This is a genomic window from Microvirga medicaginis (genome assembly GCF_052658925.1).
The window spans coordinates 167,783-186,759 of the sequence record NZ_JBQWEL010000006.1; the positions used below are offsets into that span (position 1 = coordinate 167,783).

The following is an 18,977-nucleotide window of genomic DNA, read 5'->3' on the forward strand; positions in this document are numbered from 1 at the left end:
TCTCGTGGGGATCAGCAATGGGCGCTTTCCTTTCTCATCCCTTTCATGAATGCATTGTTTGTGCGGAAAACCGGGTCCTCTTTTCGCCGACGCGGCCCGCTGGGTCCGCACGATGCGCCGGAGCCTCGGACGAAAAGAGTGGAATCCCCTTTTGGGATTCGATCCGATGCTTCTTCTCTGGAGTAGCGCCTCGTGAGCGCTCGGCGTTCAACAGGCTTGGAGCAATGCTTGTCTTGCCGGCCTGGGATGGATGAGTTTTTGGTTCCACTGTGCTAGCAGGGCAGGGACCTCACAAGCCGGAACCGGCTTTGCATAAAAGTAGCCTTGGACGTGATCGCAGCCGAGATTATGCAGACGTTGCGCTTGTCCGAATGTCTCGACACCTTCCGCTGTCACCTGCAGCTTCAAGCTCTTCCCGAGACCAATGACGGCAGCAATGATGGCTTCGTCATCAGGGTCATTTTCGAGATTTTGAACGAAGCTGCGGTCGATCTTGATGTGATTGACCGGGAACTGCTTCAAGTGCGTCAAGGATGCGTAGCCGGTGCCGAAGTCATCCAAGGCGACATGGATATCGTGTTGACGGAACTCCCGCAGCATCTTGGACACATTGTCGGGGTTCCGCCCGAGAAGAACCCTTTCCGTGACTTCAACCTCAAGAAACTTGGGAGGCACCTTTATCCAATCAAGCGTTCTGAGCATGTTGTCGACCATGCCAGGCTGAATGAACTCTGCCGGTGAGAGATTGAGTGCGACACGGCCGAAGGGCAAGTCGTCATCGAGCCATTGACGCAAGTCCGTGACGACGATCGACATCAGCAGCTTGCCGATCTCCGACGCGAGTTCGTGATCCTCGAATGCGGCGCCAAAAGTTTCCGGCGTCAACATGCCCCGAGTAGGATGACGCCACCGCGCAAGAGCCTCGAAGCCCGCGATCTTACCCGTGCTGAGGCAGATCTTCGGCTGATAGAAGGGGACGATCTCATGGTTGAAGATGGCTTCACGCAGGCTCCTTACAAGAGAGACGCGCTTCTCGGTCACCCGGCGCATGTCCGGTGAATACGTGACGACCTGGTTCCGTCCCTGGGACTTGGCCTGATAGAGGGCGATGTCGGCATCCTTCATCAGCTCTGCTGGTTCACCGTCATGGTCCGGGAAAGCGGCAACTCCGATGCTGACGCGGCTGACCAAAGTGCGCTTCTGATAGGTGAAGGGCTGACGCAATGTCTCCAGGATGAGGGCGCCGAGCCGGGTCGAATTTTCCAGCTTCAAGGGCTCGACCACGAGGAGGGCGAACTCGTCGCCTCCAAGCCTCGCAACCGTGTCGCAATCGCGTACCATGCTTGAGAGGCGCACGGCAGTCTCTTTCAAGAGAGCGTCGCCGGCATCATGTCCCAAGGTGTCGTTGATGTCCTTGAAATCATCGAGGTCGATCATCAGCAAGCTGACAGATGTGCCATTCTGACGGGCATTGAAGAGTGCCATTTCAAGGCGGCGCAGAAACAGGCTGCGATTGGGCAGGCCAGTCAGAGGGTCATGATTGGCAGCGCGCCAGATCTCCTCTTCGGCTTCCTTATGATCGGTTATGTCGACGGTCACTCCGACAATTCTATCCGGCCCGGCCTTCTCGGCGCGTGCCCTGACCCACCGCAAGTGACCGGTCGGCAGAACGATACGGCATTCAACAGAATCGGATCCATATATCTCGATGCGATCGAAGAAATGCTGGATCTTCGGACGGTCTGCCGGATGAACGGTTTCAAAGATCTCCACATCGTGTCGAGCGGCAATTCCAAAGAGGGAGAGAGAATTCTCCGAGCGCTTGGTCCGTCTTGTCGTAGGGTTGAACTCCCATGCCACCATATGGGCGGCCTTGAGCGCGAGCTGAAGGCGCTCCTCGCTGTCACGAAGGGCTTCCTCCGACTGTTTGCGCTCGTGAATATCCATCGCGATCCCGAACCATTGTTCGATCTCGCCTGCCTCATTCCTGAGCGGCTGGCCTCGAACAATGAACCATCGATAGGTGTCATCGGATGCGCGACGAATGGGGATCTCGACTTCGAAGGAGTTCTCCTTGGAGAATGCCTCCTTCAAGAGGCTGAGGGCGTCGTCACGCCGGCTCGGATGGAGAATGGATGCCCACCCATGGCTGTTGCGCCTGTCACGCTCCAAGCCCGTGTAATCGTACCAGTACTCGTTGCAATAGGTGAAGCCACCATTCAGGTCGCTGAACCAGACAGCCTGTGGCGAGAGGAATGAGAGCGGCATCACATCCACGAGCGTCCGGAACCGGCCTTCGCTCTGACGGAGGTCATCTTCGGCTCGCTTGAGCTCCGTTATATCGCGCAACACACATAGGAGCGATTGAGGTTCTCCTGCGTCGTTCATGATGGGCGTGACGACGATGTCCCACCATTTCGGCGTCCCAGAATGTGTAGGGCAGAAGCCCTTGTAGCGTCCGATGCTCCCCGTCCTTGCGCTTTTCATCGCCTGAGCGGCCTCCTCGGCGCCCTGGGCGGCAAAGAAGGAGGCCCAGCTTCGCCCCTTAATGGAGTCGAGGTTCTCCATTTCCATGGCACGCATGCCGTTCTCGTTCATGGAGAGGAGGCGCAGATCGAGGTCCAAAACGGCAATGCACTCCCCGCAACTCGCGAGAAGATGCTGCTTGAATGTCTCGGCTTCCGCGAGTGCTCGGTCCGAGTGCTTGAGGTGGAGCTGGTTCAGGACAGCTCGAGCGAGACCCTGGAGGGCTTGTGCCTGTTGGTCCATGAGACCCCGCCGGCGCGCCTTGTAATCCAGCACGCACAATGTGCCGAGGGGAAGGCCCTCCTTTGTCCTCAGAGGTATGCCGGCATAGAATGAGATCCGAGGCTCGACGTCCAGAAGAGGATTGTTTTTGAAACGGAAATCCTTCCTCAGGTCTGGGATCACGAGAAGACCCGGCTGGCGAATTGTGTGAGTGCAAATCGACAACTCGCGTGGAGTTTCCCTCAGTTCGGTTCCATAAGCTGCCTTAAACCACTGCCTGTGCTCATCGACAAAGCTAATCAGTCCAATCGGAGCATTGCAGATGTGAGCCGCGATCCTGGCAATTTCGTCAAAGAAGCTCTCCGGTTCAGTGTCCAGAATCCGGAAACTCCGAAGCGCAGCAAGCCGGTCGGCTTCGCGCTGCTCTGGATAGAGATCGTTGTAAGAACTCTCTGACATGCGAAATACGCTCAGACTGGATGATATGATCTGCTTAAGCGATGTCGGAATCCAACCGACCCAACAGAATGGCATCATGCCTCAAGCAGAAAAGCTCGATCTGTTGTTCAGGATTGATCCGGGCTCAGACCGGTAAAATGGCGGGGCATCATGCCGGACCTTCAGTAGAAGGTATGCCATAGTGCTTCAATGACCTTATGCCTGAGGGCATAAATAACAGTCACTTCTCTAAATGGTATGTGCCGGCCCAGAAAGAGTCAAGAATGTATTAATAGTCTCTTCCTTAGAGGCATTAACTATATTTTGAAATACGGCACTGTACTGCGCCAATGTCATTCAACTCTGTCGAATGATGACCGCAAGGGGAGAGAGGCTGGGGCAAGATTGCGGCGTTAACAGGGTCATATGTGCCAGCTCGATTGGCTCGGCTCTGCATATGGAATGGCACGCGAATCGCCTCCAAAAGCGGGAGAAAGGAGAGTCCGATACCTCCAACGGAGTACGTAGCCTTCTAGGCTGAATTACGTAGCTTCTCGTTTCGCGAAATACGTAGTTATTAAATTTCATGACATGCCATTCTAAAGAGATGACAACCGGCTCTCTTAGGAAATCATGCTGCCAACCCGTTTAGTTGCAAAGAACTTTCCTAGACCTGTCCTGTTTAAGGAGAGCAGTGCCCTGTTTAGGAGCGGGCCTAGGAAAAAATGTTGATTCATTAACAGCTATTAACCTTCCCCCTCTTGACCCTCTGTCTCAATACGTATTGCCCCTCCAAACGAACAGGCATAGTTTCCAGGTGCCGAACAAAAAAGTATCCGCCAAATACGGCGAAGAAACGGCAAGGTGTGAATTGAGTTGAGTAAGTAATTTATACTAATGGCTGGGGGCCAGACATGTATATCGTTGTCGATGATCGACAGATAGTGACGTCAGGATATGTGGCAAGCTTCAAACGGGAAGGTGTATCTTCCATTGGCTTGTATTCGACCGAGTTCAGCGAATGGCTGGAATCGGCCTCTGACACCGACATGGAAGCAATCCAGGGCTTCGTTCTCGGTAGCTTCGAGCAGCGCGCGAGCTATGCTGAAAGCATTCGGCGCCATTCCAAAGCTCCCATTATTGCTTTGAGCGATGTGCGCTCTCTTGAGGAGACGCTCGAACTCTTCACTGCGAAGTTCGATGACGTTGTCCGCAAGCCCGTTCACGTGAGAGAAATCCTTGCTCGCTCAGAAGCTGTTTGGAGACGTGTGAATGCCAGCTCGGGAAAAGCGAGCTCGAACGAAAACGACCGGCTAAAGGTCTTTTTCGACGGGCGCGATCCTGAGATCGACGGTATCCCTCTCACGCTCCCGCGTCGCGAGCGGCATATCCTCGAGTATCTCGTGCGCAAGAAAGGGCACCGTCTGACGAAGAAGCAGATCTTCGATGCGGTTTATGGCCTCTACAGCGATGATGTCGAAGACAGCGTCGTGGAGGGGCATATCAGCAAGCTGCGCAAGAAGTTGCGTCAGCGCCTGGGATATGACCCCATCGATGCCAAGCGGTACATCGGCTACTCCTACACGGGCGCTGTCTCTTAAACACAAGGGTAACGGCCCCGCCGCAGGAGCGAACGGATGGCATCCGGCTCTGGCGGCTATGAAAAGCCGGTTTCAGGCTTATGGAAAAGTCCTCGTCGGTTCGCCCGGCGAGGACAATCGTAAGATGATGCTCAGTGGCCGGAATGCGCATGAGAAGACTCTGCGATGCCACGATCCCCCTAAACCCCAGGTTCTCTTGATGCGATCGCCCATCTGGCAGGCTCGGACCAAGCACCATAGTTGCTGAAAGCACCCCGCAAGCGAGATGACGTTTGGCCTGAAAGCCTAGAGGGCCCTATCCCGCATAAAGTCTCTCTCTTTCCTGCGGCGAAGCCAGCCTGACGCAAGGCAAGGCCACTAAGGTCGATCACGCTGAAGTCCAACTCTAGTCTGTCATTATGTCTCTTACGATCTCTCGCCGCCTTGGTTTGCTTGTGACTGTTGCTGTCATCATCAGCGCGCTCGCGGTCATTGCGCAGCTCTTCGTCATGAACAACGCAATCGTTCGTGAGAGAAAGGTATCCGTCCTCAGCCAAGCGGAAGCCGCTGCCTCTCTCGTGAAAGGCCTTGCCGAGCAGGCAGAAGCCGGGCGGCTGACGAAGGAAGAGGCGCAGGAGCGCGCAAAGGCGCTGCTTCGAAGCATGCGCTATGGCGGCAACGAGTACTTTTTTGCTTATGATTCCTCCGGCCGGATGATTGTTCACGGCAGCAAACCGGAACTTGAAGGAAAGGACTTGCGAGGGACAAAGGATGCGAATGGCGTCTATCTGCATGCCGAGCTGGTCGAGACCGGGCGGCGGGGCGGCGGCTATGTCAGCTATCAGTTCCCGCGTCTGGGTCAGGACAAGCCGGTGCCCAAGATCGGCTATGCTTACAACTTTGGTCCTTGGCAATGGATCATCTGCACGGGCGTCTATACCGACGACATCGATGAGGTCTTCTGGGCGAATGCCCTGAATGCAGCCCTCTGGTCGGCTCTCATGATCGTGGTGTTGATCGGGGTTGCCTGGTTCCTGTCTCGCGGCCTTGTCCTGCCCGTTCGATCCTTGATCTCGGCGATGGCTGCGCTTGCGGCTGGCGATACGAAGACGGCGGTTCCAGGAACCGAGAGGGCCGACGAAATTGGAACGATGGCAAAGACCGTTCAGACGTTCAAAACCGCCATGATCGCGAAGATCGAGGCTGACGAGGCTGCCCTGCAGGAGATGAGCACCAAGGCGCGGAGGGCCCAGCTTCTGGATGGGCTGACCCGGCAGTTCGAGCACAATGTGACTGCCATGACGCAGTCTCTCTCGGGTGCCGTTTCTCAAATGGAAGCTTCGGCTCAGTCCATGTCCGTGGTTGCGGATCAAACGAACCATCAATCGGTCGGCGTGGCGTCGGCGGCTCAGCAGACGATGGCCAATGTTCAGACTGTTGCCGCTGCCACCGAGGAGTTGTCGATCTCGATCCGCGAGATTGCCAGTCAAGCCGCCGACTCGTCGCGAATTGCCAATGAGGCCGTGCAGGCGGCACGGCAGACGGATGAGACGGTTCAAGAGCTTGCGCTGGCCGCGGATCGGATTGGAACCGTTGTCCAGCTGATCAACTCGATCGCCAGCCAGACGAACCTGCTCGCGCTCAATGCGACCATCGAAGCTGCCCGCGCCGGTGAGGCTGGCAAGGGGTTTGCGGTGGTTGCCATGGAAGTGAAGGACCTTGCAAGCCAGACCAGCAAGGCGACCGGAGAGATCGGGGCACAGATCGCCGCTATCCAGGAAGCAACGCAGCAATCGGTGAACGCCATTCAGAATGTCGCAAGGACAATTACCGAAATGTCCCGGATCTCGACCATGATCGCAGCTGCCATGGAAGAGCAGGGAGCCGCGACCGGTGAGATCTCCCGCAATATTCAGGAAGCTGCCCGAGGGACCGAGCAGGTGACGGGCAATATCGTCCTGGTGCAGCAGGGCGCTGGTGAAACGGGATCTGCAGCCAATCAGCTTCTTGGCGTAGCCCGTGAGCTTGCCCACCAAACGTCAAGGCTTGGACAGGAGGTTTCCACCTTCATGTCCGGTATCAAGGCTGCCTAGCGAGAGGCGTCGACCAGTCGACTGCTAACCAGTTACTCCAAAGAGAGAAGAGACACGGCAATGGACGACCTCCTCCTTGAGTTCCTTACGGAGACCAACGAACATCTTGAAACGGTCGACGTGGAGATGGTTCGTTTCGAGCAGGATCCGAACAACCAAGCGATCCTCAGCAACATTTTCCGCCTTGTGCATACCATCAAGGGAACTTGCGGGTTCCTCGGACTTCCGCGCCTTGAGGCGCTAGCCCATGCCGCAGAAACCCTCATGGGTAAGTTCCGCGATGGAATGCCGGTCACGACCTCGGCTGTATCGCTGATTCTGACGACGCTCGATCGCATCAAAGACATCCTGGGCGAGCTGGAGCGCCATGGCGTCGAGCCCCAAGGTGCCGATGACGATCTGATCGAGGCCCTCGACAGAATGTCGAATGTCGGGACCTTCATGCCCGAGCCCGAGGCGTCACCCGTCAAGCCAAAGACAGTGGGGACTCTTGTTCATCAGGTGCTTGAGCGCGAGTTGAAGCCCGGCGAGGTGTCTCTCGATGAGCTGGAGCGCGCTTTCCAGGAGGCTCCTGGACCTGACAGTAAGGCAACAAGCGGCACTCTCGTTTACCAGGTGCTGGAGAGAGCACTGAAGCCCGGGGAAGTTTCTCTCGACGAACTGGAACGTGCATTTCGGGAGACTCCGGGTCCGGATCAGATCGCGTCCGCCAAGCCGGCTGCGGCTGCGCCCCCGGCACAAGCCAAGCCGCCTCAGAAAGCTCAGGGTGCCGCGGAAGCATCGGAGCATGGCGAGAGTGGAGAAGGTGTGGCCGGCAAGGTCCAGACGATCCGCGTCAATGTCGACACGCTTGAGCACCTCATGACGATGGTGTCCGAGCTCGTCTTGACCCGTAACCAGCTGCTCGAGATCGCCCGTCGCAATTCCGAAGACTACGGATACAAGGTGCCTCTGCAGCGCCTCTCGCAGGTTACGGCCGAGTTGCAGGACGGCGTGATGAAGACGCGCATGCAGCCTATCGGCAATGCATGGCAGAAACTGCCCCGCGTCGTGCGCGATCTCTCGAACGAGCTCTCGAAGCAGATCGAGTTGGTCATGCAGGGAGCCGATACAGAACTCGACAGACAGGTGCTCGAGGTCATCAAGGATCCTCTCACCCACATGGTCCGCAACTCTGCGGATCATGGGATCGAAAGCCCTGCCGAGCGCAGGGCCGCCGGAAAGCCGGAAAAAGGTGTCATCCGCCTCAATGCCTATCATGAAGGTGGATCGATCACGATCGAGATCTCCGATGACGGCAAGGGCCTGAACTACGCCGCCATTCGAAGGAAGGCGGTGGAGAGAGCGATCGTCAGCGAATCCGAGATCGAGCGTATGAGCGACGCTCAGGTCGGCAAATTCATCTTCCATCCAGGTTTCTCGACAGCCGCTGCGGTGACGTCCGTGTCCGGTCGCGGCGTCGGCATGGATGTGGTGAAGACGAATATCGAGCTGATCGGCGGCACGGTCGATATTCGCTCGGAGCCAGGCCGGGGCACGACGTTCACCATCAAAATTCCTCTCACCCTGGCGATCGTCGCAGCATTGATCGTTTCGTCGCAGGACCAGAGGTTTGCCATCCCGCAAGTGGCGGTCTCAGAACTCGTCAGGGTGTCGCCCGGGTCGGAACACTCGATCGAGCGGATCAACGGGACGCCAATTTTGCGCCTGCGTGATCGCTTGCTCCCGATTGTTCCGCTTTCAAAAGTGATGCGTCTTTCTGATATCGAGGACGTGGACACCGGATTTGTCGTTGTCACTCAGGTTGCGCAGCAGCGTTTCGGCATCCTCGTCGACGGCGTCTTCCACACGGAAGAAATCGTGGTCAAGCCGATGTCGTCCAAGCTGAGGCACATTCAGCTCTTCTCCGGCAACACCATTCTCGGTGATGGTGCCGTCGTTCTGATCGTCGACCCGAATGGTCTTGCAAGAATGGTTGGATCAGGGGCGCAGAACAACGAGTTCCAGAACGATGCGGCACTCGGGCAGGCGATTGCCGCTGCGGAGGAACTGACGAGTCTCCTCGTCTTCCGCGGAGGCGGGGACTCCTTGAAGGCCGTGCCGTTGTCCCTGGTGACCCGCCTCGAGGAGATCGACGCATCGACGATCGAGTCCGCCAGCGGCCGACCTGTGGTGCAATACCGGGGCCGCCTGATGCCGATCGTCTCCTGTGACGAAGATCTTGAGATCAAGCGGCAGGGCTTGCAGTCCCTTCTGGTCTTCTCGGATGGCGAGATATCGATGGGCCTCGCCGTGGCCGAAATCGTCGACATCGTCGAAGACAGGCTCGAGGTCGAGCTTCTGGCCGAACGGTCCGATCTCGTGGGATCGGCTGTCGTGCGGGGCAAGACCACGGAGATCGTCAACATCGCCCATTACCTGCCTCTGGTTCTCGAGACATGGTCTCGCACGGATCAGAGAGCCAAGCAGGGCAAATCTCTGCTCCTCGTCGATGGGTCGAACTTCTTCCGCGACATGCTGGTGCCCGTTCTCAAGGCATCGGGATATCGTGTGCACACGGCAGCGACGGCACAGGATGCAGCGCGTTACCTCTCCAGCGGCGCTCAGCCCAATTTCATCGTGGCTGATCTTGAACTGCCGGGGAATTCCGGGTTTGCGTTCATCGCAACGCTGAGAGCTGATGCCCAGTACCGATCGATTCCCATCATCGGCCTGACGCTAAGGCCTGACCCTCAGCTGATTGCCTTGGCAAGACGCTTCAAGATTACGGAAGTCGTTTCGAAAGTGGACCGTCGAGGATTGTTGTCTGCTCTGGCGGAACTCAGTGGATCCCTTGAGGAGGCTGCATGACCATGAATGCCATGAATTCGGTTGCCATCGGCACACCCAAAAACTTCTCCCGGGAGATGGAGTTCATCACCGTCACCGTGGCGCGTCAGTTGCTCGGCCTTCCCATTGGCCGCGTCCATGACGTGTTCGTGGTCAGCGAGATGACCAAGGTGCCATTGGCGCAGGCGGAAATTGCCGGATTGCTCAATCTTCGCGGACGCGTCGTCACGGCTGTATCGTTGCGCAGCCGTTTGGGCCTCGAAGATGAGGGCAAGGCAGGGCGCCGGATGGCGGTCGGCCTCGAAAACCAGGGTGAGGCCTATGGCCTGCTCGTCGACGAGGTTGGGGAAGTGCTCAAGCTCGATCCCGACGAGATGCAGCCCAACCCTGTTCACATGGACCGCCGCTGGGTGAGCCTGTCCCAAGGGGTGCATCAGCTCCAAGGAGAGCTGATGATCGTCCTCGACGTGGATGCGGTTCTTGCCTTTGGAGCCGAGCGGGATCCTGTCCAATAAGTTTCGTTCTCATCAAATCCATTCATCACACTAAATAGGATACGCAACCGTGAGCCTAGATCTTTCTACCCCTGTTCTTGTCGTCGACGACTACCAGACGATGGTGAGAATTCTTCGGAACCTGCTCAAGCAGATCGGCTTCAACGACGTTGATGATGCTTCAGACGGACAGGCTGCGTTGGAGAAGCTCAGATCCAAGAAGTATGGACTTGTCATTTCCGACTGGAACATGGCCCCGATGACGGGATATGAGCTGCTCCAGCAGGTCCGCGCGGATGCCGAACTGGGATCTCTGCCCTTCATCATGGTGACTGCCGAAGCAAAGACTGAGAACGTCGTCGCGGCAAAGAAGGCCGGGGTCAACAATTACATTGTTAAGCCCTTCAACGCCGAAACTCTTCGGTCCAAGATCAGCGCTGTGTTCGGCGCATAGGCACATCGCGGTAAGAGTCATGAACCCACGTAAGAGCTATCGTATCGAGGCTCATATGGCCTCAGCTCCTCCTGACGAGGGAGCTCTCGATCGTCATAACGAAGTCATGTCCATGCTTGGGACGATCAAGGAAGCTATCGTGCCGGCAAAGGAGCTGTCTGCAGCGCTCATCGAAGAGCATCGCAAGGACATGCAGGAGGCTCTTCGTCTCAAGGTCGAGCTGGACTCGATCTATGAGGCGATTGAGCGAACCAAGCGTGAGATCGCAACGCTCCGTTATGCTGGAGCCCAGGGGCAGGAAATCAATCGCGTCACGGACGAGCTTGGTGCCATTGTGCTGGGTACCGAGACTGCGACCAATGCGATCCTGGCGGCTGCGGAAAGGATCGATGAGCTGTCAGGCAACCTGTCTGCGCGTCTTTCAGGCGGAGACCAGGAATTCGCCCGTGAAATCTCCGATCAGGTCATCAGCATCTTCGAGGCCTGCAACTTCCAGGACATTACCGGTCAGCGCATCAGCAAGGTCGTGAATGCGATGAAGTTCGTCGAAGAGCGCGTCCATGAGATGATCGAGATCTGGGGCGGACTTGAGAGCTTCAAGGATGTCGAGACTGCGGAAGTCGCGCGCGATGGTGACGAGGCGCTTCTCAACGGGCCGGCGCTTTCCACTGACAAGGGCATCACCTCACAGGATGCCATTGACGCTCTGTTCGGCTGAGTGCAGCCTTGTGAACGTGGATGCCCGATTGAGTTGGGCATCCACCTTCCATCAATGGATGGAATGACGGCAGGGAGCTCGCGCTCGAAGCGCTCCCGTTGCTCTGAAGGGCCCGGCTCGAGATTTAAGAGGCTGCAGTCCACAGGCGCTGAAACAGGTCCTTGACAGCCGTCGCTTTCAGCAAATCTGCGAGAGCGCCTGCCGATCGTTCACTGGTGGCAAGCAAGACCCCACCGCAGACGGTGCCGTGACCGGAGAACCGATAGCGGAGGACGTTGGCTGGCTGCAGCCCTCCCGTTGGTTGTGCCACAAATCCCTGGAGCGCGGTCGGTCCATCGCTTCGGCCGTTGTCTATGCTCATGCCGGAGAACTGGCCTTTGAGCACATGCGGAATGATCTGCAGCCTGCCATCTTTACGATAGCCGATCCCCAGCCGCGAACTCGCAATGGCCGCAGTGACCTTGGGATCGAAGTGCAGGAAGCCTTCGAAGGAAATGGGTCTCGCCCGGGTCGTGAAATGATCGAACAGGGCGATTGCGTGCAGGTTATCCAGGCACACGATGATGCGGCGATGATCATAGTCATGACCGTGAACATTCGTGCCTATCTGGAACAGGTTGGCGCCTTCAAGCCGCTCATGTGCTTCAATCCAAGCCGTTCCGGCGGTTGGCTCACGGTCATCGGGAATGGCAAGATTGTGCGCTCTGGCAGAGACAAGGTACTGGCGAGCCGATCCTGCCTCGTAGAGGTCCGAGCCTTTCGGGTCGACGATCCAACTCGCACCGCCGGTGGAATAGACGAAGGAGGTGCAATCGGAATGGCCATGTTCTGGGTGATGGCCGGCCAATGACGTGCAGAAATAGCTCCAATGGGCATTCCGCTCGTAATGGCGCGCCGTGATCAGGCCCGCATGCGGTAAGAAGAATACCTTTTTCCCGGTCGGATACGACAGCGCCGTGGCAAGTGCCTGATCCGAAAGCAAGGTCGTTCCGTAAACCGACAGCAGCCGTCGCAGCCATGATGCATGATGGTATCCTTGCGGCGCATCGCCGAAGGGAGGAAGCGATCCGGATGGGTCGGTGGCGGAAACGACACTTCGGAGCCCCTTCCTGAGGCGAGCGATCAGATCCTCGCGAAACTCGCGTGTCTCCGGCATTTCGCCAAGCATGCGAGCGAGGATGAGCCCGAGCGAGACAATCTCCAGACGGAAATGCAGGGACTGTTCGACAAACCCGCCCTCGTGGTCGATCAGGCGATCAAAGCCCTCCTGAATTTGGGGGAGGGCAACAGAGCTCCAGTAAGAAGCCAAGGGGAACTTGGGGAGTGCACGCGCTGCAGAGAGAAGAGCACTGGCGGCGTGAATATGAACGACCGAATGCGCAAAGACATTCTGGCTCACAAGCTGGACCAGAGCGAAGGCATGGCGCACGACCTCGGAAAAGAGAGTGAAGCTCTTTTCAAAGGCATCGGATTGTTGCGATCTTACGCTTAAGGAAAGGAGCGTGAGCAGCGCTTCGGTGCGAGCGGACAGAGGCAAGGGGTGAGCGCTGATCGGATCCTGAGCATGTCCCCAGGGATTGGCTCGCGACCATGAGACCGCAAGATCGATTGCGCGTGTGTGACCTCCGGCTTCCGCCTCGTTTGCAAGGTCGATAAGCCAGGAGAGAGACTGAAACTCCATTCTCCATGCCAAGGACTGGAATGGGTCTTCCATCCATTTCGGTGCCTCGGGAAGACGCCATGGCGGGAAGTTGCTGAGTGCAAGCTCGCCCGCGTTGACGGTCGTGCGTGCGCCCCACTGCACGGATTTGAGCTTGTGATGGAATGTGAAAGGAGACCGTAAAGCCTCAGGATCGACAAGCTGCTTGAAGATGGCAGCGTTGACTTTAGAGCCTCCGAAAGGCAGCTCGAGACCGAGCTTCGCCAAGGCTTGATAGAGGAAGGTCCGGGCATCGGGCAGATCGTCGCCTGAGATGTTCTCGAGCAGAAGCTCGTCTCCAAGGGACACTTCGAGCGGGCCGACCAACTCCATTCTGGCTTCAGCATGCGAGGTCTGAAAGCCGATCTCGATGCTTGCCGCTCCCGGCGGAGGAACCAGATCCAGCGTAAAGCGCCGAGCCTGTCGGTAGATGGGAATGTCGATGAAGGCTCCAATGGATGGCGCCACCACGGTATCAGGATAGGGAGGGGGGAGTTCCTCTCCTTTCGCGTCGCGATAAACGATGCGAGCCAGGGCTCCTTCGCCCCCCGGATTCTCATTGATGATCTGTCCGCGCACCAGGAGTTGATGTTCCGGACGCACTGCATATGGATACCAGACAGGCTCGGCGGTGAGAGTTCGCCATGTTCGGCGAGCGTTGAACAAGCCATGGACGCTCGTCCGATGCGCCCGATCAGTTTCGTTCGCACCACGATCCTGCAAAGAAGCCGGACGAGCAGCCTGAAACAGCTTCGGATTGCGAACGGTAAAGGGATGGGAGTTGCGCCAGCTCCGAACAGATATAGCTAGTTTCCTGGCGGGGGAGGGGACAAAGAACGTACAGGATATCTCACCGGACGGCGCAGGACCGTGGTGATCCGGGCCGCCAATGTACCAGCAGTGAGGATCAATCTGATTTCTTGTTAGGCCAGGCACATAGGCGAAATCGATACTTGACCCATCCTCCATGAGGAGATCGAAACCAACGGCCGCGAAATCGTAGGCAGCCCGGTTTTCTTCTTGCGGATTCCAATCGAGCTGAAAGCTCAGCTCGCACCAGCTGTCGTTGTCGAGGTCCTCGAAATTCAGGGTGACGCGCGACCAACGGTTGTTGTTCGAAACAATGTATCGAAAGCTGTCAGCCCCAGACAGCTCATCGGCATCCTTGTCGGCCGGGATCGGAAGAATGCATCTGGCGGCGGGCATAAGGCGGCACTCTCGTTAAGGGGAAATTTTCACGCTGATGCTGGTGCAGCCCGCGAGCCGGTTCATCAATGATCCGGCTCTGTTCCTCCTATGCTCGGTCAGTTGCCCGCCGTGGCCTCGATGAACAGGGCCATCCGAATCAACTCGGACAGGCTTCGCGCCTCCATCTTGGCCATGACATTGGACCGATGAATCTCAACCGTCCGGATGCTGATGTTGAGTTCGTGGGCAATCTCTTTATTGGTCTTGCCCGCGACCAGGCAGTCAAGGACTTGGCGTTCGCGCTGTGTCAGGGATTGGAGACGAGCCTGGGTTCTGAGGAGTTCCTGGCTCCGGCGAACGCTTTTCTCATCGCAGACGAGTGCAAAGCGGACGACTTCAAGAAAACGGTCCTCGCGGAACGGCTTTTCCAAAAAGTCGATGGCGCCGGCCTTCATGGCTTCGACGGCAAGAGGGATGTCCGCGTGCCCCGTCATGACGATGACCGGCACATTCAGGCCTCGCTCATTGAGGCGCCGGATAAATTCCAGCCCATCGATCCCCGGCATTCTGACATCCGTTACAATGCAGCATTGGCCTGGATCCGTCACCTCTCTCAGGAAAGCGGTCGCCGACTCGTACAAGCGGACGTTCAAACCGGCAGAGACCAACAAAAAGGAGAGCGCTTTGCGCACACCAAGATCATCATCCACCACATAAACGATTGCCCCGCTCGACATTGGGCATATTCTCCTGATCAGCAAATCCGAAGATGAAAGATAGAGAGTGCCTCTGGTCAGACTGCCCGATTGTCCAGGAGCCTGCACCCATGCCGCTTCAATTCGAGGTCGTAGACGGGTTGAACGGCTTCTTCAAGATCTGACACCAAGCGTCGATGTGCATCATGCGCTGCCCCCCGGCTTAGACGTTTCTGCTGAATACTAGGATCCTTCATGCCCGCATTGGGGTAAAAATCAATTGGCTGATATGCGGCATTGCATCGCTAGAACGTCCCACTCGATGGCATATTTGGCCGATATAACGTTTATGAGCGGGTTCCCGATTTTCTCTCAGCGGTAGTGCCCCGTTCATTCAGCACCGAGAAATTCAGGGCTGGCGCACCTCCGCCTGCCACGTGCCGAACCGGTCAGGTCAGCCTCATGCAAGGTTGCATGGGTAAATGCATCTTTACCATGAGTGCTTGGAGATCACCGTGACGTCACCCGTCTATCTCTTCGATTTGGCATCGCGGCAGGCGCAGTGGCTTGCAGCGCGTCAGTCCACGATCTCAGGGAACATCGCGAATGCCAATACGCCAGGATACCGCGCGAGGGACATCGAACCCTTTGCCGATGTTCTGGACAAGACCAAGCTGGCGATGGTCGCCACGAATGGTGGCCACATCGGCGTGGATGCGACGCGGCCCGAGGGGACGAAGGTGAAGAAGGCCGACACTTGGGACACCGTCTATTCCAAGAACTCCGTCAGCCTGGAGCAGGAACTCATCAAGGCCGGGGAAATCGACCGGCAGCATTCACTGAACACCAGTATCGTCAAGGCATTCCACCGAATGCTGATGTCTAGCGTGAGGACTGCATGATGATCGATCCTCTCATTGCATCAACAAAACTTTCGAGCTCGGGGCTGGAGGCACAATCGGCGCGCTTGAGAGTCATTTCTGAGAACGTCGCGAATGCGCAATCGACAGGGCGTACGCCGGGCTCGGATCCCTATGCGCGAAAAACGATTACCTTCAGATCGGAGCTCGACCGAGCTCTGGGCGCCTCCTCGGTTGCGGTGAAAGAGGTCGGGACGGACGACGCGCCTTTCCCTGTCGAATACGATCCCGGCAATCCTGCTGCGGACGAGAACGGCATGGTCAAGAAGCCGAACGTGAACATGCTGATCGAGATGGCCGACATGCGTGAGGCCAATCGCTCATACCAGGCGAATCTGCAGATGATGAAGCAGGCGCGCGCCCTGATTTCCGCAACAATCGACCTGATGAGAGGCTGATATGATCAGTGCAGCATCTTCGATCTCCTCAATGATTGAACGGCCGGTTGCTGTTTCTTCCACCCCGACGGCAGCCGTTAAATCCGTTGCTGGAGCAACGGCTGCCGGCGTTTCTCAGGTGAGCTTTGTCGACACGATGGCTCAAGTCGCCTCGTCCGCCATCGATACGCTGAAGACGGGTGAAGCCTCCTCGATCGCCGGCATCCAGGGAAAGGCGTCGGTTCAGCAGGTCGCTGAGGCGGTCATGGCTGCTGAGCAAACACTTCAGACGGCGATTGCGATCCGCGACAAGGTGGTCGCAGCCTATCAAGAAATCGCTCGTATGGCGATTTAAGGGGAACACCATGAGAGCGCTTGCGATTGCTGCAACCGGCATGAATGCTCAACAGCTGAATGTCGAAGTCATCGCCAACAACATTTCAAACGTGAACACCACGGCGTTCAAAGGCGCCCGGGCGGAGTTCTCGGACCTTCTCTATCAAGCCGAGCGTGCTCAGGCCGTCCCCAACCAGGCCGGTGCGAGCCCGGTTCCGGAAGGAGCCATGCTGGGCCTTGGCGTGCGTACCGCGGCCATCCGCAATCTGCATCGCCAAGGGTCCCTGACCGCCACGTCGAACCAGTTCGATCTTGCGTTGAACGGACGCGGCTGGTTTCAGGTGGGGGCGCCGAACGGCGACGTTCTGTATACGCGCGCCGGCGCCTTCAATAAAGATGCAACGGGGCAGCTCGTCACGCTCGATGGTTATACACTCAATCCCAACGGACCGATCCTCGTTCCAGCGGATGCCGTCGAGGTCAGCATCAACGAGTCGGGTGAGGTTTTCGCGAAGGTCGCCGGTCAGGCGCAGCCACAAAACATCGGCCAGATCATGCTCGCAAACTTTGCCAATGATGCGGGGCTGGAGCCGATCGGAAACAATCTGTTCCGTGAGACACTCGCATCCGGGGCTCCGAACCCTGGAGCGCCTTCGGATCCGGGTTACGGAAAGATTCACCAGGGCTACCTCGAGGCGTCGAACGTGGATGCGATCAAGGAGATTACCAATCTCATCACTGCACAGCGCGCATTTGAGATGAACTCCAAGGTGATTCAGGCGGCCGACGATATGGCCGGCACCGTTTCCAAGGGCATCCGCTGAGTTATTAAGGGCCGGGATCTGTTCATGAACGTATTGCTTCGCTTCGCAATGGCTGCCGCCATGCTTGCCGCCACGTGCCACACGGCTGCGGGTGAAGAGCGTGTTCTTCCCGTCCCGACGGTCACGATCTACCCCGGCGACATGATCAATGAGTCCATGCTCAAGGACAGGAAATTCCCTGAGAATTACCGCTTCCGCACGGCCGTCGTGGAGTCGCCCCGCGTTCTGACTGGCAAGGCGGCCCGCCGGACGCTGCTTCCTGGCGAGCCTATTCCTCTGAATGCCGTCGACGATCCAAAGCTCGTGACACGTGGAGTCCAGACGGCGATTCTCTTCGAGGAGGGGGCTCTGTCGATCGTCGGTGTTGGCATTCCGCTGCAATCCGGTGCGCTGGGCGAAACGATTCAGGTCAAGAATGTCGACAGCGGCAGAATCATCACGGGCCGTGTTCAGGCCGACGGCAAGATCAGGATCGGCATCCAATGATCTTGCGCGCGCTCCTGTTGGCTTTCGGTGTCCTTCTGTCAGCCCACGCTATGGCTGCCACGCGCATCAAGGATGTGGCTGGCGTCCAGGGCGTACGAGATAACCAGCTGATCGGTTACGGGCTGGTGATGGGATTGCAGGGCACAGGCGATACCCTCCGGAACTCGCAGTTTACCGAGCAGGCTCTGCAATCAATGCTGGATCGGATGGGAGTGAACGTCCGGGATATCAACCTGCGGACCAGAAATGTCGCGGCCGTTATCGTGACCGCTGATCTGCCCCCCTTCGTCGGTGCAGGATCCCGGATCGACGTGACGGTGACCTCGATGGGTGATGCGACATCGCTCAAAGGCGGCACTCTGATGCTGACAGCTCTGCAGGGCGGCGACGGACAGGTTTATGCGGTGGCCCAAGGCGCCATCGTCGTGTCGGGCTTTTCTGCCCAGGGGCAGGCGGAGACTTTGACATCGGGAGTGGCGACCGCTGGCCGGATTGCCAACGGCGCTCTTGTCGAAAGGGAGGTCCGGGGCGGCTTCGAGGCAGTCGGATCGCTCGCTTTCGAACTCAAGAACCCCGACTACAAGACCGCCACTCTCGTGACCGATGCCATCAATCAATACGCCGAGCGTCGATATGGCGTGCGTGTCGCCGCTCCGCGGGATTTCCGCACTGTCGTTCTTCAGAAGCCGAAGAATATTGCAGCAACCCGTTTCATTGCCGAACTGGGGGATATCGAAATCCAGCCCGATACGCCCGCCCGCATCGTCGTTGATCAGAGAACCGGCACAGTCGTCATCGGAAAGAACGTGCAGATTTCAACGGTTGCGATCACCCATGGAGCCCTGACGATCCGCGTCACCGAAACTCCGGAAGTGTCGCAGCCAGATCCGTTCTCATATGGGCAGACCGCCGTTGTTCCGCGCACCCAGGTGACGGCGGATGAAGAGCGGGTTCCTCTTGCAATCGTACGAGGTTCGGATCTTCAGACCCTCGTCAAAGGGCTTAATCAAATGGGCCTGAAACCGTCGGATGTGATCGCCATTCTTCAGGCGGTCAAGACGGCGGGGGCTCTTCAGGCTGAGCTGGTAGTTCAATGAC

General features: G+C 57.5%; 15 protein-coding genes. 12 read left to right on the forward strand and 3 right to left on the reverse strand.

Annotated elements, in window-relative coordinates; all coding sequences use genetic code 11:
• Positions 1-207: 207 nt before the first annotated feature.
• Complete coding sequence (locus ACUXUR_RS10670; protein WP_445502324.1) at positions 208-3,207, reverse strand: bifunctional diguanylate cyclase/phosphodiesterase; 3,000 nt, start codon at positions 3,205-3,207, stop codon at positions 208-210.
• A gap of 893 nt (positions 3,208-4,100) precedes the next feature.
• Between ACUXUR_RS10670 and ACUXUR_RS10675 the strand changes: the two genes are divergently transcribed.
• The 6 genes from ACUXUR_RS10675 (at position 4,101) to ACUXUR_RS10700 (ending at position 11,354) form a co-directional block, all read left to right on the forward strand.
• The gene (locus ACUXUR_RS10675; RefSeq protein ID WP_445502325.1) at positions 4,101-4,787 is read left to right on the forward strand and encodes a winged helix-turn-helix domain-containing protein; all 687 of its coding nucleotides are present in this window, start codon (positions 4,101-4,103) and stop codon (positions 4,785-4,787) included.
• Between the two features lie 434 nt (positions 4,788-5,221).
• A complete protein-coding gene (locus ACUXUR_RS10680) occupies positions 5,222-6,859 on the forward strand; it encodes a methyl-accepting chemotaxis protein (protein ID WP_445502326.1) in 1,638 nt (545 codons plus the stop codon).
• Positions 6,860-6,919: 60 nt separating this feature from the next.
• Positions 6,920-9,709, forward strand: a complete 2,790-nt coding sequence (locus ACUXUR_RS10685; RefSeq protein WP_445502327.1) for a hybrid sensor histidine kinase/response regulator — start codon at positions 6,920-6,922, stop codon at positions 9,707-9,709.
• A gap of 2 nt (positions 9,710-9,711) precedes the next feature.
• On the forward strand, positions 9,712-10,203 hold the full coding sequence (locus ACUXUR_RS10690) for a chemotaxis protein CheW (protein ID WP_445502376.1): 492 nt from the start codon (positions 9,712-9,714) through the stop codon (positions 10,201-10,203).
• 49 nt (positions 10,204-10,252) lie between these two features.
• The gene (locus ACUXUR_RS10695; RefSeq protein WP_047187635.1) at positions 10,253-10,636 is read left to right on the forward strand and encodes a response regulator; all 384 of its coding nucleotides are present in this window, start codon (positions 10,253-10,255) and stop codon (positions 10,634-10,636) included.
• 19 nt (positions 10,637-10,655) lie between these two features.
• Complete coding sequence (locus ACUXUR_RS10700; RefSeq protein WP_445502328.1) at positions 10,656-11,354, forward strand: protein phosphatase CheZ; 699 nt, start codon at positions 10,656-10,658, stop codon at positions 11,352-11,354.
• A 124-nt stretch (positions 11,355-11,478) separates the two neighbouring features.
• Here the strand turns inward: ACUXUR_RS10700 and ACUXUR_RS10705 are convergent, their stop codons facing one another.
• Together ACUXUR_RS10705 and fixJ are read right to left on the reverse strand one after the other, a co-directional pair.
• The gene (locus ACUXUR_RS10705) at positions 11,479-13,632 is read right to left on the reverse strand and encodes a heparinase II/III domain-containing protein (RefSeq protein ID WP_445502329.1); all 2,154 of its coding nucleotides are present in this window, start codon (positions 13,630-13,632) and stop codon (positions 11,479-11,481) included.
• Positions 13,633-14,357: 725 nt separating this feature from the next.
• Complete coding sequence (fixJ, locus tag ACUXUR_RS10710) at positions 14,358-14,978, reverse strand: response regulator FixJ (protein WP_445502377.1); 621 nt, start codon at positions 14,976-14,978, stop codon at positions 14,358-14,360.
• A 473-nt stretch (positions 14,979-15,451) separates the two neighbouring features.
• Between fixJ and flgB the strand changes: the two genes are divergently transcribed.
• From flgB to flgI, 6 genes are read left to right on the forward strand one after another with little or no spacing between them, the layout of a single operon-like run.
• A complete protein-coding gene (flgB, locus tag ACUXUR_RS10715; protein WP_445502330.1) occupies positions 15,452-15,838 on the forward strand; it encodes a flagellar basal body rod protein FlgB in 387 nt (128 codons plus the stop codon).
• Positions 15,838-16,254, forward strand: a complete 417-nt coding sequence (flgC, locus tag ACUXUR_RS10720; RefSeq protein ID WP_445502378.1) for a flagellar basal body rod protein FlgC — start codon at positions 15,838-15,840, stop codon at positions 16,252-16,254. Before flgB ends, flgC begins: the two co-directional genes overlap by 1 nt.
• A 1-nt stretch (position 16,255) precedes the next feature.
• Positions 16,256-16,588, forward strand: coding sequence for a flagellar hook-basal body complex protein FliE (fliE, locus tag ACUXUR_RS10725; protein WP_445502331.1), 333 nt, complete (start codon positions 16,256-16,258; stop codon positions 16,586-16,588).
• Between the two features lie 10 nt (positions 16,589-16,598).
• The gene (gene flgG, locus ACUXUR_RS10730; protein WP_445502332.1) at positions 16,599-17,393 is read left to right on the forward strand and encodes a flagellar basal-body rod protein FlgG; all 795 of its coding nucleotides are present in this window, start codon (positions 16,599-16,601) and stop codon (positions 17,391-17,393) included.
• Positions 17,394-17,417: 24 nt separating this feature from the next.
• Positions 17,418-17,879, forward strand: a complete 462-nt coding sequence (gene flgA / locus ACUXUR_RS10735; protein ID WP_445502333.1) for a flagellar basal body P-ring formation chaperone FlgA — start codon at positions 17,418-17,420, stop codon at positions 17,877-17,879.
• Complete coding sequence (gene flgI / locus ACUXUR_RS10740; RefSeq protein ID WP_445502334.1) at positions 17,876-18,976, forward strand: flagellar basal body P-ring protein FlgI; 1,101 nt, start codon at positions 17,876-17,878, stop codon at positions 18,974-18,976. The genes flgA and flgI overlap by 4 nt, the downstream gene beginning before the upstream one ends.
• The last annotated feature ends 1 nt before the right edge of the window (position 18,977 follow it).

Excerpts from the sequence above, each read along its gene's own strand:
- flgA (WP_445502333.1), top strand. The coding sequence starts at position 17,418 with ATGAACGTATTGCTTCGCTTCGCAATGGCTGCCGCCATGCTTGCCGCC.
- ACUXUR_RS10670 (WP_445502324.1), bottom strand. The coding sequence starts at position 3,207 with ATGTCAGAGAGTTCTTACAACGATCTCTATCCAGAGCAGCGCGAAGCC.
- fixJ (WP_445502377.1), bottom strand. The coding sequence starts at position 14,978 with ATGTCGAGCGGGGCAATCGTTTATGTGGTGGATGATGATCTTGGTGTG.
- flgI (WP_445502334.1), top strand. The coding sequence starts at position 17,876 with ATGATCTTGCGCGCGCTCCTGTTGGCTTTCGGTGTCCTTCTGTCAGCC.
- flgG (WP_445502332.1), top strand. The coding sequence starts at position 16,599 with ATGAGAGCGCTTGCGATTGCTGCAACCGGCATGAATGCTCAACAGCTG.
- ACUXUR_RS10685 (WP_445502327.1), top strand. The coding sequence starts at position 6,920 with ATGGACGACCTCCTCCTTGAGTTCCTTACGGAGACCAACGAACATCTT.
- ACUXUR_RS10675 (WP_445502325.1), top strand. The coding sequence starts at position 4,101 with ATGTATATCGTTGTCGATGATCGACAGATAGTGACGTCAGGATATGTG.
- ACUXUR_RS10700 (WP_445502328.1), top strand. The coding sequence starts at position 10,656 with ATGAACCCACGTAAGAGCTATCGTATCGAGGCTCATATGGCCTCAGCT.
- flgC (WP_445502378.1), top strand. The coding sequence starts at position 15,838 with ATGATCGATCCTCTCATTGCATCAACAAAACTTTCGAGCTCGGGGCTG.
- ACUXUR_RS10690 (WP_445502376.1), top strand. The coding sequence starts at position 9,712 with ATGAATGCCATGAATTCGGTTGCCATCGGCACACCCAAAAACTTCTCC.
- fliE (WP_445502331.1), top strand. The coding sequence starts at position 16,256 with ATGATCAGTGCAGCATCTTCGATCTCCTCAATGATTGAACGGCCGGTT.